A 14,318-nucleotide genomic window follows, 5' to 3' on the forward strand; every position below is an offset into this window, starting at 1 on the left:
GAATTTGCCTGGCGGCGAGAGCGCGGTGGTCCCACCTGACCCCATGCCGAACTCAGAAGTGAAACGCCGCAGCGCCGATGGTAGTGTGGGGCCTCCCCATGCGAGAGTAGGGAACTGCCAGGCATCAGATAACGACGGAGCCTCAGCGAAAGCTGAGGCTTTTTCGCGTCTGACGATCTCTTATTACCTACTGTTGTACCTCACCCATCCCTCCTGCGTTATAACCATTTTTTCTTTTTCCCTGTGCCCTCATAGCTTTTTTAATTTCCTGAATGAAACATTTTCAATTACTGGCTGAAGTCTCGACATTCTGGCTCTGGCAGGCTATCTTCGGGCATCTGGATGTCTAAACGTATAAACGTATATAGTGAGGAAGAAAGGCTATGCCAATTCGGGTACCTGATGAATTACCAGCCGTAAACTGTTTACGCCAGGAGAATGTCTTTGTTATGACGCATTCTCGCGCCAGCGTTCAGGAAATCCGACCGCTTAAAGTGCTGGTACTGAATCTGATGCCAAAAAAGATCGAGACGGAAAATCAGTTTTTACGTCTGCTCTCGAACTCCCCGCTACAAATAGATATTCAGCTGTTACGTATCGATAGTCGTGAATCCCGTAACACGCCGATGGAGCATCTCAATAATTTTTACTGCAATTTTGAAGACATTGAGCATGATAACTACGATGGTTTGATTGTTACCGGTGCGCCGCTGGGGCTGGTCGATTTTCAGGATGTGGCTTACTGGCCGCAAATAGAGCGCGTATTGCACTGGGCGAAAGAGCATGTCACTTCTACCTTGTTTGTCTGTTGGGCGGTACAGGCGGCGCTTAATATTCTGTATGGCCTGCCAAAACAAACCCGCGCTACCAAACTGTCAGGCGTTTATGAACATCAAACGTTGCATCCGCATGCCTTATTAACGCGTGGTTTTGACGATACTTTCCTTGCGCCGCACTCCCGTTATGCGGACTTTCCCGCTCAGCTAATTCGTGACTATACCGATCTGGAGATCTTCGCAGAATCTGAGCAGGCTGGCCCCTATCTGCTGGGCAGTAAAGATAAGCGGCTGGCCTTTGTTACCGGCCACCCTGAATATGATGCGCTAACGCTGGCAGGAGAATTTCAACGCGATAGCGAAGCGGGATTAAACCCGGTGATCCCTTATAACTATTTTCCGCACAACGACCCGACGCAGAAGCCACGCGCCAGCTGGCGCAGCCATGGAAACCTGCTGTTTTCCAACTGGCTCAACTATTACGTTTATCAAATAACACCTTACGACTTACGCCATATGAACCCTACCCTGGAGTAATGGATATCAACTGCCGTTGCATCAATTAAGAACGCGGCTGATCTGAATCCTGCTCCAGAGGCAGCTTTGAGTCGTACAAAAATTATGCCAGACTGTGCCGCAGACGGTACTAAAAATAACCAAAACAGGTGAAGCAAGAGTGACAGACAGAATCGACGCGCTGCATCGGCAGCTGGCACAGCGCATCATGGTGCTGGACGGCGGAATGGGCACCATGATCCAGAGCTACCGTCTGGAAGAGCAGGATTACCGGGGCGAGCGCTTCGCAGAGTGGCGTAGCGACCTGAAAGGCAACAACGATCTGTTGGTGCTGACGCAGCCGGAGATTATCCGAGCCATCCACAATGCCTACCTTGAAGCGGGCGCCGACATTCTGGAAACCAACACCTTTAACGCCACCACTATTGCGATGGCGGATTACCATATGGAAGCGCTGTCGGCAGAGATCAACTATGAAGCAGCCAGACTGGCTCGCGCCTGCGCCGATGAATGGAGTGCAAAAACGCCGGAGCGACCACGCTATGTTGCCGGCGTGTTGGGCCCGACCAACCGTACCTGCTCAATCTCTCCTGATGTAAACGATCCTGCGTTCCGTAATGTCACTTTCAATGAACTGGTTATTGCCTACCGCGAATCAACACGCGCGCTGATTGAAGGTGGCGTAGATATCATCATGATCGAAACCATTTTCGACACGTTGAACGCAAAAGCCGCCGTATTTGCTATCCAGAGCGAGTTTGACGCGCTGGGTGTTTCATTGCCGCTGATGATCTCCGGCACCATCACTGATGCCTCAGGCCGTACCCTTTCCGGACAGACAACCGAAGCGTTTTATAACTCGCTGCGCCATGCCGAACCGCTCTCTTTTGGGCTGAACTGCGCGTTGGGGCCGGACGAACTGCGTCAGTACGTAGCCGAAATGTCGCGTCTTGCCGAATGTTACGTCACCGCCCATCCGAATGCCGGTCTGCCTAACGCTTTTGGTGAATACGATCTGGATGCTGCGGTGATGGCGGAGCAGATTGCCGAGTGGGCGCATGCCGGTTTTTTAAATATCGTCGGCGGCTGCTGTGGAACCACGCCAGCGCATATCGCCGCGATGGCACAGGCGATCGAAGGCGTGACGCCGCGCAAGCTGCCGACGTTGCCGGTTGCCTGTCGCCTGTCCGGTCTGGAACCGCTGAACATTGGTGCCGATTCGCTGTTTGTTAACGTGGGTGAACGTACTAACGTTACCGGATCAGCAAAATTCAAGCGGTTAATTAAAGAAGAGAAATACAACGAGGCGCTGGATGTTGCACGTCAGCAGGTAGAGAGCGGTGCGCAAATCATCGATATCAATATGGATGAGGGAATGCTCGACGCTGAAGCGGCGATGGTGCGTTTCCTTAATCTGATTGCCGGTGAACCCGACATTGCGCGCGTGCCGATCATGATCGACTCCTCAAAATGGGATGTGATCGAAAAAGGGCTGCAATGCATCCAGGGCAAAGGCATCGTTAACTCTATTTCGATGAAAGAGGGTGAGGAAGCCTTTATCCATTATGCGCGACTGGTACGCCGTTACGGTGCGGCGGTGGTGGTAATGGCATTTGATGAGGTCGGGCAGGCGGATACGCGGGCGCGTAAGATCGAAATCTGTCGACGCGCTTATCGCATTCTGACGGAAGAGGTTGGCTTCCCGCCGGAAGATATCATCTTCGACCCAAATATTTTTGCCGTTGCGACCGGGATTGATGAACACAATAACTACGCGATGGACTTTATCGGTGCCTGTGAGGATATCAAACGGGAGTTGCCACATGCGCTAATCTCCGGCGGCGTCTCTAACGTTTCCTTCTCGTTTCGCGGCAACGATCCGGTACGTGAGGCGATTCACGCCGTATTCCTTTATTACGCTATCCGCAACGGCATGGATATGGGGATTGTTAACGCCGGCCAGCTGGCGATTTATGACGATCTGCCCGCCGAACTACGCGATGCGGTAGAAGATGTCGTTCTAAACCGCCGCGATGACGGTACCGAACGCCTGCTGGAGCTGGCGGAAAAATATCGCGGCAGCAAAGCGGCAGATGACAGCACCAAACCGCAGGCGGAATGGCGCAGCTGGGATGTGGCGAAGCGGCTGGAATATTCGCTGGTGAAGGGCATCACTGAATTTATCGAAGAGGATACCGAAGAGGCGCGTCTGCAGGCGGATCGTCCCATTGAGGTAATTGAAGGGCCGCTGATGGCCGGTATGAATGTGGTTGGCGATCTGTTTGGCGAAGGGAAGATGTTCCTGCCGCAGGTGGTGAAGTCGGCACGCGTTATGAAGCAGGCGGTGGCCTGGCTGGAACCCTATATTCAGGCCAGTAAGGCGGTCGGCAGCACCAACGGCAAAATTGTGTTGGCCACGGTAAAAGGCGATGTGCATGACATCGGTAAGAATATTGTTGGCGTAGTGCTGCAGTGCAATAACTACGAAATTATCGATCTTGGCGTCATGGTGCCGACGGAGAAAATCCTTAAAACCGCGCGTGAAGAACGGGCGGATATTATTGGCCTGTCAGGGCTGATTACTCCGTCGCTGGATGAGATGGTCAACGTGGCAAAAGAGATGGAGCGTCAGGGCTTTACCCTGCCGCTGTTGATTGGCGGAGCCACCACCTCTAAAGCGCATACCGCAGTAAAAATCGAACAGAACTACAGCGGCCCGACGGTTTACGTGCAGAACGCCTCGCGTACCGTTGGCGTGGTTTCTGCGCTGCTGTCGCCTGAGCAGTACGAGGGTTTTGTGGCCCGTACGCGTAAAGAGTATGAAACGGTGCGTATTCAGCACGGGCGTAAAAAGCCGCGCACGCCGCCGGTTACCTTACAGGCCGCGCGCGAAAATGATTTCGCCTTTGACTGGGAGCAGTACACGCCGCCCGGCGCACACCGGTTGGGCGTCAGCGACGTGCAAGCGTCAATTGAGACTCTGCGCCACTATATCGACTGGACGCCATTCTTTATGACCTGGTCGCTGGCGGGAAAATACCCGCGCATCCTTGAAGATGAGGTGGTTGGCGAAGAGGCTCAGCGCCTGTTTGCCGATGCGAATGCCATGCTCGATCGGCTGAGTGCTGACGGTAGCCTCACGCCACGGGGCGTGGTGGGGATTTTTCCGGCGAACCGCGTTGGCGACGACATTGAAATTTATCAGGATGAGTCGCGATCGCATGTGATTGCCGTCAGCCACCATTTACGCCAGCAAACGGAGAAGGTGGGTTTCGCGAACTATTGTCTGGCAGATTTTGTTGCGCCGAAGGCGAGCGGAAAAGCGGACTACCTGGGAGCGTTTGCCGTGACCGGTGGGCTGGAAGAGGATGCGCTGGCGGAAGCCTGGGATCGCAAACATGACGACTACAACAAGATAATGGTTAAAGCGCTGTCCGATCGTCTGGCCGAGGCCTTTGCTGAATATCTGCACGAACGGGTACGTAAGGTGATCTGGGGTTATGCCGCCAATGAAAACCTTAGCAATGAAGAGCTGATTCGTGAAAACTATCAGGGGATTCGACCTGCGCCTGGTTATCCGGCCTGCCCCGAGCATACCGAGAAAGCCACCATCTGGCAGCTGCTGGATGTGGAGCGTCATACCGGCATGAAGCTGACCGAGTCCTTCGCCATGTGGCCTGGTGCTTCCGTTTCCGGCTGGTACTTTAGCCATCCTGACAGTCGTTACTTTGCCGTGGCGCAGCTGCAGCGCGATCAGATTGAAGATTACGCTGCACGTAAAGGCATGACGATAAGCGAAGTAGAGCGCTGGCTGGCACCCCATCTTGGTTACGACGCCGACTGATAAACAGATCGCCGGCCCTGCTCTGGGCCGGCAACTTCTGCAACGTTGCCCAGCCAGGGCGTATACCCCTGCATAACGCCCATTAACTTTCCCCCGTGGCAGCCCCGTCTGGTCTACATTTAATAGATTAATCCCCGCGTGTGCCGCCTGAAAAATACCCTAAAAACAGGATCCTGCGGAGCGTGTAAGGAGAATTCTTTCATTTACTGCATTCCCGCCGGGCGGGCTGTAAATGCTGTTGTAGCCCGGCATAAAGGAGTCAGATAGCCGTGTTAACCCTGCTTAATTTACTTTCTGCGGTGGCGCTGCTGGTATGGGGAACCCATATTGTGCGCACCGGCATTATGCGCGTTTACGGTGCCGATCTGCGGCGCGTGCTCAGCCGCAGCGTAGAAAAGAAACCCATGGCCTTTGTTGCCGGGATTGGCGTGACGGCGCTGGTGCAGAGCAGCAATGCCACCACGCTGCTGGTGACCTCATTTGTGGCGCAAAACCTGGTCGGCCTGACGCCGGCACTGGTGATTATTCTTGGTGCTGATGTGGGTACGGCGATCATGGCGCGCGTGCTGACCTTTGATCTCTCCTGGCTGTCGCCGCTGTTTATCTTTTTTGGCGTGGTTTTCTTTCTTGGTCGTAAGCAAACGCGCGCAGGCCAACTGGGGCGAGCCAGTATCGGTCTTGGCTTGATTTTGCTGGCGCTGCAACTGGTGGTGGAGGCGGCCCGGCCAATCACGCAGGCTTCCGGCGTTAAGGTACTGTTCTCGTCGCTGACCGGCGATATTATGTTGGATGCGCTGATCGGCGCGGTGTTCGCTATTATCAGCTACTCCAGTCTGGCAGCGGTTCTGCTAACAGCAACGCTAACGGCGACCGGCGTTATCTCATTTCAGGTGGCTCTTTGCCTGGTGATCGGCGCTAACCTCGGCAGCGGGCTGTTGGCGATGCTGAATAACAGCGGCTCCAACGCAGCCGGTAAGCGGGTGGCGCTCGGCAGTCTGCTGTTTAAGGGCATTGGTTGTGTTTTAGTGCTGCCTTTTGTCCATGTGCTGTCGCCGTGGCTGGATAAATTGCCGGTGCCCGATGAAGAGCTGGTGATCTTCTTCCATGTTTTTTACAACCTGATCCGCTGTCTGGTTATGGTGCCTTTTGCCGATCCCATGGCGCGGCTCTGTAAGCGGCTGATCCGCGACGATCAGGAAAACGATGCGCGTCTGAAACCAAAACATCTCGATCGCAGCGCGCTGGATACGCCAGCGCTGGCGCTGGCTAACGCCGCGCGTGAAACCCTGCGCATGGGCGATGTGCTGGAAATGATGATGGATAATTTCTATAAGGTTATGCACGGCGAGCCGCGCCAGGAGCGTGAAATCCGGCGACTCGATGATGATGTGGATGTGCTTTATACCGCCATCAAACTCTATCTGGCACGCATGCCGAAAGAGGATCTGCCAGAGGAAGATTCACGCCGCTGGGCCGAAATTATCGAAACGGCGCTGAACCTGGAGCAGGCGGGCGATATTATCGAACGCATGAGCGGCGACGTGGCTGATAAGTCGCTGGCCGCGCGCCGCGCTTTCTCGCCGGAAGGGTTAAGAGAGCTGGAGCAACTGCATGAACAGCTGCTGAATAATCTGCGGCTGGCGCTCTCGGTATTTCTGTCGCGTGATATCGCCAGCGCGAAGCGTCTGCGCCGGGCTAAACACCGTTTTCGCATTATGAACCGCCGCTTTTCACATGAGCATGTTGATCGCCTGCATCAGAAAAATGTGCAGAGCATTGAAACCAGCTCGCTGCATCTGGGATTGCTGGGTGATATGAAGCGGCTTAACTCGCTGTTTTGCGCGATAGCCTATAGCGTGCTGGAACAGCCGGACGACGAACGGGATAAAGAGTGAAGCTTTGCCAGCCTTTCAGGCTGGCAAATCTCCCGGGCTTATTTTTTATTAACCGATTTGCCAGACCAGTAACCCGCCAGCAGTGAACCGGAAAGGTTATGCCAGACGGAAAACAGCGCGCCGGGCAGGGCTGCCAGCGGCGAGAAATAAAGTTTGCCCAGTGTGGCCGCCAGTCCGGAGTTTTGCATTCCCACCTCCAGTGCCAGCGTACGGCAGGTTGACTCATCAAAGCCAAACAGCTTGCCGCCCCAGTAGCCGCCTAACAGCCCGATGGCATTGTGCAGAATCACTGCCGCAATCACTACCAGGCCCACCGAACCGATAAAGCCCTGGCTACCGGCCACTACCGCGCTGATGATCAACAAAATGCATACCATGGAAAACGCGGGCAACCAGGGTTCCACGCGCTTTACCACGCGATTCATGGTGTGATGAACCATCAGACCGAGGCCGATAGGGATCACCACGATTTTGATAATGCTCAACAGCATGCCGACCACATCCACTTCAATATGCGTGTCTACATAAAAACGCGTCAGCAAGGGTGTGGCAAACACGCCTACCAGCGCCGAAACGGAAGAGATAGTTACCGATAGCGCTACATCGCCTTTCGCCAGATAGATCATAACGTTAGATGCTGTGCCGCTGGCTACGCTGCCCACCAGAATCATGCCTGCGGCCAGATCGGGCGGCATCTGAAACAGCCTGGCCAGCAGCCAGGCAGCCAGCGGCATCACCAGATAATGCAAAAAGGTACCGGCGATAACCGGAGCCGGGCGCACCAGCACACGCTTAAAATCATCGATATGCAAGGTAACGCCCATCCCGAACATAATCAGCATCAGCAAATAAGAAACCCAGGGGCCGATGCCGGTAAAGGTGCCGGGGGAAAAATAGGCGGCCACTGAAAGCAAAATCGCCCACAGCGGAAACAGCCGGGTGATCCTGGTAAGCATAGCCAGATATCCTTATAAAAATGCCAGGCGTTTGCTGTCAGGTTACGTTTATTTTACATCCGTGCCGCTGACAGCGTTAAACATTAGCTCTTAAACAGATTGCGATGCAGGGTGCGCACTATCTGCTCGGCATCGTTGCCTGGCACCAGGAAACAGAGGTTATAGCTGCTGGCGCCATAGCAGATCATGCGCAGGTTAAAAGGCTCCAGTACGCCGAAGACCTCTTTGCCAACGCCGCATGCCTGCGACAGCTTGTTGCCGATCAGGGCGATCAGCGCCAGATTCTCTTCTACCTCTACGCGACAGAGCGAGGAGAGCTCGGTCAGCAGCGCCTGGGTTAACAGACTGTCGCCGGTAGAGGTTGAGCCAGTGGTATCCAGCGTCAGCGCCACGCTCACTTCGGAGGTGGTAATCAGATCAACAGAAATATGATGGCGCGCCAGAATAGCAAACACCTCCGCCAGGAAGCCGCGCGCATGTAGCATATTCAGGCTATGCAACGTCAGCAGCGTTTGCTTGCGACGCAACGCCAGCGCACGGAATAAAGGCGGGTTTTCGGTCTCATTGCAGACCAGCGTGCCGCCAGCGGCAGGATCTTTGCTGGAGCCGACAAAAACCGGGATATCGTTGCGCACTGCAGGCATCAGCGTTGCCGGATGCAGTACTTTAGCGCCGAAGGTGGCCATTTCGGCCGCCTCTTCAAAGGTGATTTTATCGATGCGCTGCGCCGTCGGAACGATGCGCGGATCGGTGGTATAGATGCCGGGAACATCGGTCCAGATATCGATGCGCTGCGCCTGCAATGCCTCGCCCAGCAGCGCAGCAGTATAATCGCTGCCGCCCCGGCCCAGCGTGGTAGTGCGACCTTTCGCTTCGCTGCCGATAAAGCCCTGGGTAATCACCAGCGCCTGTTCCAGCCTTGGGCGCAACAGCTGGTGGCTTAATTCGGCCAGCATACTGACATCCGGCTCGGCGCGGCCAAAGCGATCGTCGGTGCGCATGATCTTACGCACGTCGAACCATTCGGCATCCACTTCGCGCTCCCGCAGGATTTCCACAAACAGCAGAGTGGAGATCAGCTCGCCGTGGCTCACCAGCTCATCGGTCAGCGCTGCCGAAGAGGCAAGCGCCGCCGCATCGGCCAGCATGGCAATATTCTCCAGCATGCGGTCGATCTCCTCGCGGATCACTTCCGGCTGCTGCAGCCGATCGACAATAGCGTATTGAATACGGCGAAGTTCATCCAGCAGCGCATAGCGCTGTGTGGGTTCATGGCCTTCGGCCAGGGCCACCAGCAGGTTGGTAACGCCGGCGGAAGCGGACAGCACCACCAGGCGCACATTAGCATCGCCCAGCACCACATCGGCGCTGCGGTTCATGGCGGTAAAATCCGCTACGCTGGTGCCGCCAAACTTGGCAACGATTAATTCAGATTGCAACATAGATACCCCGTGTCAGGTTCAATTCCATCAGCCTTGGCACAAGGGAAGAGCAGAAACGGGGCAGACGTAGAGGGGGAACAACTACGATCACCCAGAAGCGCCCCACCTTGCGGCGCGTCCGACTGTCGCACGCGCCTGGTGACAACCCAGAGGATTCAGCCTCTGCAGTCGACAACATCTCTGCCGTGGAGATATTGCCTCGGCGTCGCTCCCCCTGATGTGTCTTCACCGGATACGGCTCCTCTGACACACTGCCTGGGCGACGCGCCTCTTCTGGCTTGCGCATCGCTGCGCAACTAACCGTTTACAAATATCGGGTTCTGTCGCTGCTGTCAATCACTGCCATTTGAAGAATTCTCAACTTGTACCAGCGCAATCAGCGTACAGGGCACTTCCGGCGGCGCAGCGTTGCTCATAATCACCAGCTGTCTGTTCTCTTGTAGCGCAAAGAGTGGGATCGCGCCCCGATGCGTTGCCAGGTAATCCTGCCAGCCGAAATTTTCCGTTAGCTGGGTTGCTTTGATGGTTGCGCCTTTCGCCAACAGTGCGCTGAGATGACTCCAGGTTTGCTCCGCGCCGAAAAGCGTCTCATGCCGACGGAAGCGCGGACTTTCAGTATCACCACGACCTGTCAGCGACGATCCGGAGCGAACCGAAGCCACCTTCGCTGCGCCGAAGATATGGCTAAAATGATAAACCGCCAGCGCGTTTTGATGCCGGTTGGGTGACAGCGCCAGTACCTGAGCAATATCACTAAGATCGAGGTAGTTCTCCGCATGTTCTGACCAGGCATTACCGTAATAGGCAGGGATGCCTTCCATTCTGGCCTGACGATAAGATTCCCAGCTGCTGTCGGTAAGCATCACCGGGATATCCAGCCGCTGAAGCGCCAGCGCTAACGCCCGCGCGACGGCGTTAGCGCCGATAATCAACACGCCGCGCGGACGCTGCTGCTGAACGCGCAGCCAGCGAGCAAGCGGGGCGCTGGTCAGGCTTTGCAAAACGACGGTGCCGATAATCACCGCAAACACCACTGTTACCAGCCGGTCGGCCTGCGCATACCCGCTGCGCGCCAGCGTCAGGGCAAAAAGCGCGCTGACCGCCGCTGCCACAATGCCGCGCGGCGCGATCCAGCTCAGCAGCATGCGATCGCGCCAGTGCAGGGAGGATCCCCAGGTAGAGAGCGCGATACAGAGCGGTCGGGCGATAAACTGCACCACCAGCAGCACCGCTACCAGCGGCCAGCCCAGCGTCAGCAGCGCGCCAATATCCAGCCGGGCGGCAAGAATAATAAACAGGCCGGAAATCAGCAGCGCCGACAGTTCCTCTTTAAAGGCGATGATGTCACGCAGATCCACATCCCGCATATTGGCCAGCCAGATGCCCATTACGGTCACGGTTAGCAGGCCCGACTCATCGGCCAGCGCGTTGGATACGCCGAAGGCGGTTAACACAATCGCCAGTACGCCAAAGTTTTGCAGATAACCGGGTAGCCAGACGCGTTTCAGGGCGATACCCAGTAACCAGCCGGCCAGCGCGCCGATGCTCAGACCCACCGCTGCGGTAACGCCCAGCGTCCAGAACAGATGCGATAACGATTCAGCATGCTGACGCAGCACAATGAATTCAAAGACCAGCAGAGTAAAAATAGCGCCTACCGGATCGATAACGATGCCTTCCCAGCGCAGCACCTGATTGATCGCAGTATTGGGACGCACCACGCGCATCAGCGGCGCAATCACCGTTGGGCCGGTCACCACCGTGACCGCGCCGACCAGCGCCGCCAGTTCAGGTGGGAAGTTCAGCAGCAGCCAGCAGGCGAGGCTAATAACGGTAAACGTAACCGGCATACCGATGACAATCAGGTTACGCACTACGCCGCCGAGGCCGCGAATTTCATCGACGCGCAGCGTAAGCGCGCCTTCAAACAGAATGATGGCGACCGACAGTGAAACCAGCGGAAACAGCAGATCGCCAAACAGCGCATCAGGCTGCAAGACATGCGTTATCGGACCGAGTACGATTCCGAAAACCAACAGCGGTAAAATCGCTGGAAGCCGCAGTAACCAGGCGATCCACTGGGCCATCAGTGAACTGAAGCCAATGATCACCAGCAGTAATGGAGCAGAGAGCGGCATAAAAATTTTTCCTTTCAACGGTAAGAATCGTCATACTGAAATACCTTGCGGCTACGGTCACCGCAGCCTGAATTATAATGAGTCCCGGGCAAAGGGTGAGAAAAAGCTAGCGCGTGCTCACCGCTACAATAGTCGTAACCTGTTGCAGGAAAAGGAAAGTGAGTCACGGTCAACAGGTAAGATGACGTCCGGTCAGAATTACGGTTGTTAAAACATAAGAGTGTTGCCATGAAAAATATCAATCCGACGCAAACCGCTGCCTGGCAGGCCCTGCAGCAGCATTACCAACAGATGAAAGACGTACGTATTGCCGACCTGTTTGCCCAGGACAGCGATCGTTTTGCGAAATTCTCCGCTTCCTTTGATGACCAGATGCTGGTGGATTTCTCAAAAAACCGTATCACTACGGAAACCCTGGAAAAATTACAGGCGCTGGCAAAAGAGACCGATCTGGCAGGTGCAATTAAGTCGATGTTCTCGGGTGAGAAGATCAACCGCACTGAAGATCGCGCTGTGCTGCACGTTGCGCTACGCAACCGCAGCAAGACGCCGATCCTGGTAGATGGCAAAGATGTCATGCCAGAAGTGAATGCGGTGCTGGAGAAGATGAAATCTTTTTCTGAGCGCATCATCAGCGGCGAATGGAAAGGTTATACCGGCAAGCCTATCACCGATGTGGTTAACATCGGTATCGGCGGCTCCGATCTTGGTCCCTATATGGTGACCGAGGCGCTGCGCCCTTATAAAAATCATCTTAACATGCACTTTGTTTCCAACGTGGACGGCACGCACATCGCTGAAACGCTGAAAAAAGTGAGCCCGGAAACCACGCTGTTCCTGGTCGCGTCAAAAACCTTTACCACGCAGGAAACCATGACCAACGCCCACAGTGCGCGTGACTGGTTCCTGAACGCAGCGGGCGACGAGCAGCAGGTAGCGAAACACTTTGCCGCGCTCTCCACCAATGCCAAAGAAGTCGCTAAGTTCGGTATCGATACCGCCAATATGTTTGAGTTCTGGGACTGGGTTGGCGGCCGTTACTCTCTGTGGTCAGCAATTGGTCTCTCTATCATCCTGTCTGTGGGCTTCGATAATTTCGAGCAGCTGCTGAGCGGCGCCCATGCGATGGATAAGCACTTTGCGGAAACCCCGGCGGAGCAGAACCTGCCGGTACTGCTGGCGCTGATCGGCATCTGGTACAACAATTTCTTCGGCGCTGAAACCGAAGCTATCCTGCCGTATGACCAGTATATGCATCGCTTTGCGGCTTACTTCCAGCAGGGCAATATGGAGTCCAACGGTAAGTATGTCGATCGCAACGGTAATCCGGTCTCTTATCAGACAGGCCCAATTATCTGGGGCGAACCGGGCACCAACGGACAGCACGCGTTCTATCAGCTGATCCATCAGGGCACCAAGCTGGTTCCTTGCGACTTTATCGCACCGGCTATTACCCATAATCCGCTGGGCGACCATCACGCAAAACTGCTTTCTAACTTCTTTGCTCAGACCGAAGCGTTAGCCTTTGGTAAGTCACGCGAAGTGGTGGAAAAAGAGTTTGCCGATGCGGGCAAAGATGCGAAATCCGTGGAGCATGTCGCGCCGTTTAAAGTGTTTGAGGGCAACCGTCCGACAAACTCTATTTTGCTGCGTGAGATTACGCCGTACAGCCTGGGCGCGTTGATTGCGCTCTATGAGCATAAAATCTTTACCCAGGGCGTTATCTTGAATATCTTCACTTTCGATCAGTGGGGCGTTGAGCTGGGCAAACAGCTGGCTAACCGTATTCTGCCTGAGCTGGAAAATGGCGAGGAAGTAACCAGCCATGACAGCTCTACCAATGGCCTGATCAATCTGTATAAAGCCTGGCGTTAATCGCTGGCCTGAATCGCTGGCCTGAATCGCAAAGGCGCCCTGTACGGCGCCTTTTTTATTCCTCCGCATGATTTCAGGCGTGAAAAAATGCATTTTTGCGATCGATATTTCATTTCCTGACAGCAAAGATGGCGAAATTGGCTTTTTTGCTCTAAGCATTTTCTTAAAATATCGATTAGAGCCGAAAATTAACGCAGGATTAGTCCTAAACCTCTCTGGTTAAAAGTGGCGCTAAACAGGCGCTGATATTTTTTTAATATTTTGAAATATAAAGATTAATGTATAAAAGTTCATTAAAAGATAAATGATTTTGATTAATTTTTAATCAAAACAAGGCCTTTATTTAAATATTCTGAAATTTTGTTTTCAATTGGTTTTAACTGCTAAGTTTTATACATTTTACCAATGAAAAATATGAGATATGCCTTTTGTTCTGGATTTTAATGCTATCTCATCTTGCTGTTCTTCTCACCCCGCCACGCCCTAATTTCTGGTAATTTGTTGCCCTATACTGGAGCCGCCTGGAACCATCCAGGCAAATCATCCATTCATTTCATGAAGGGAAATTCAGTATGAAAAAAATAGTATGTGCCACGGCGGTTGCGCTGTATCTGGCATCCGGTTCGGCTGCCTTTGCCGCTCCGGTTGAAGCCGGTGCGGCAGCAGGCGCTGAAGCGGGAGCCATTTCCGCAGGCAGCACCACTGCAGTAGGTATTGGTGCCCTGGGCGCGCTGGTAGGCGTTGGCCTGGCGGCATCCGGCGGTGGGGATGGAACCAATACCGGAACCACCACCACAACCACGACCAGCACGACCCGCTAACGCGGTTTTTAATCATAACCACACGCCCGTGTGGTTATTTTCTGACTTTGCCGAA

8 protein-coding genes, 1 rRNA gene and 1 riboswitch are annotated in these 14,318 nt (G+C 54.5%); of the genes, 6 read left to right on the forward strand and 3 right to left on the reverse strand.

Annotated elements, in window-relative coordinates:
* Positions 1 to 7: 7 nt before the first annotated feature.
* From rrf to ACQE3Z_RS07555, 4 genes are all read left to right on the forward strand, one after another.
* Positions 8 to 123 (forward strand): 5S ribosomal RNA (rrf, locus tag ACQE3Z_RS07540).
* A 260-nt stretch (positions 124 to 383) separates the two neighbouring features.
* Positions 384 to 1,313, forward strand: a complete 930-nt coding sequence (gene metA / locus ACQE3Z_RS07545) for a homoserine O-succinyltransferase MetA (RefSeq protein WP_426973099.1) — start codon at positions 384 to 386, stop codon at positions 1,311 to 1,313.
* Between the two features lie 139 nt (positions 1,314 to 1,452).
* The gene (gene metH / locus ACQE3Z_RS07550; protein WP_426973100.1) at positions 1,453 to 5,136 is read left to right on the forward strand and encodes a methionine synthase; all 3,684 of its coding nucleotides are present in this window, start codon (positions 1,453 to 1,455) and stop codon (positions 5,134 to 5,136) included.
* Positions 5,137 to 5,405: 269 nt separating this feature from the next.
* Positions 5,406 to 7,031 (forward strand): Na/Pi cotransporter family protein, encoded by a 1,626-nt coding sequence (locus ACQE3Z_RS07555; protein WP_426973102.1) that lies wholly within the window; start codon positions 5,406 to 5,408, stop codon positions 7,029 to 7,031.
* Between the two features lie 38 nt (positions 7,032 to 7,069).
* Here the strand turns inward: ACQE3Z_RS07555 and panS are convergent, their stop codons facing one another.
* The 3 genes from panS to ACQE3Z_RS07570 form a co-directional block, all read right to left on the reverse strand.
* On the reverse strand, positions 7,070 to 7,987 hold the full coding sequence (gene panS / locus ACQE3Z_RS07560; protein WP_426973103.1) for a ketopantoate/pantoate/pantothenate transporter PanS: 918 nt from the start codon (positions 7,985 to 7,987) through the stop codon (positions 7,070 to 7,072).
* An 83-nt stretch (positions 7,988 to 8,070) separates the two neighbouring features.
* Positions 8,071 to 9,429, reverse strand: a complete 1,359-nt coding sequence (lysC, locus tag ACQE3Z_RS07565) for a lysine-sensitive aspartokinase 3 (protein WP_426973104.1) — start codon at positions 9,427 to 9,429, stop codon at positions 8,071 to 8,073.
* A gap of 87 nt (positions 9,430 to 9,516) precedes the next feature.
* Positions 9,517 to 9,710, reverse strand: a riboswitch (Lysine riboswitch).
* A gap of 51 nt (positions 9,711 to 9,761) precedes the next feature.
* Positions 9,762 to 11,567: a cation:proton antiporter gene (locus ACQE3Z_RS07570; RefSeq protein WP_426973106.1), complete on the reverse strand. Its 1,806-nt coding sequence runs from the start codon at positions 11,565 to 11,567 to the stop codon at positions 9,762 to 9,764.
* A 228-nt stretch (positions 11,568 to 11,795) separates the two neighbouring features.
* Here ACQE3Z_RS07570 and pgi point away from each other — a divergent pair, with 228 nt between their 5' ends.
* On the forward strand, positions 11,796 to 13,442 hold the full coding sequence (gene pgi / locus ACQE3Z_RS07575; protein WP_426973108.1) for a glucose-6-phosphate isomerase: 1,647 nt from the start codon (positions 11,796 to 11,798) through the stop codon (positions 13,440 to 13,442).
* A 572-nt stretch (positions 13,443 to 14,014) separates the two neighbouring features.
* Positions 14,015 to 14,263, forward strand: coding sequence for an exopolysaccharide production protein YjbE (gene yjbE, locus ACQE3Z_RS07580; protein ID WP_085069605.1), 249 nt, complete (start codon positions 14,015 to 14,017; stop codon positions 14,261 to 14,263).
* The last annotated feature ends 55 nt before the right edge of the window (positions 14,264 to 14,318 follow it).

It is taken from the genome of Pantoea sp. FN0307 (assembly GCF_050113815.1).
GTDB classification, from domain to species: Bacteria; Pseudomonadota; Gammaproteobacteria; order Enterobacterales; family Enterobacteriaceae; genus Mixta; species Mixta alhagi.

Coding starts and splice junctions, on each gene's coding strand:
- metA (WP_426973099.1), top strand. CDS start 384: ATGCCAATTCGGGTACCTGATGAATTACCAGCCGTAAACTGTTTACGC.
- ACQE3Z_RS07570 (WP_426973106.1), bottom strand. CDS start 11,567: ATGCCGCTCTCTGCTCCATTACTGCTGGTGATCATTGGCTTCAGTTCA.
- yjbE (WP_085069605.1), top strand. CDS start 14,015: ATGAAAAAAATAGTATGTGCCACGGCGGTTGCGCTGTATCTGGCATCC.
- pgi (WP_426973108.1), top strand. CDS start 11,796: ATGAAAAATATCAATCCGACGCAAACCGCTGCCTGGCAGGCCCTGCAG.
- panS (WP_426973103.1), bottom strand. CDS start 7,987: ATGCTTACCAGGATCACCCGGCTGTTTCCGCTGTGGGCGATTTTGCTT.
- lysC (WP_426973104.1), bottom strand. CDS start 9,429: ATGTTGCAATCTGAATTAATCGTTGCCAAGTTTGGCGGCACCAGCGTA.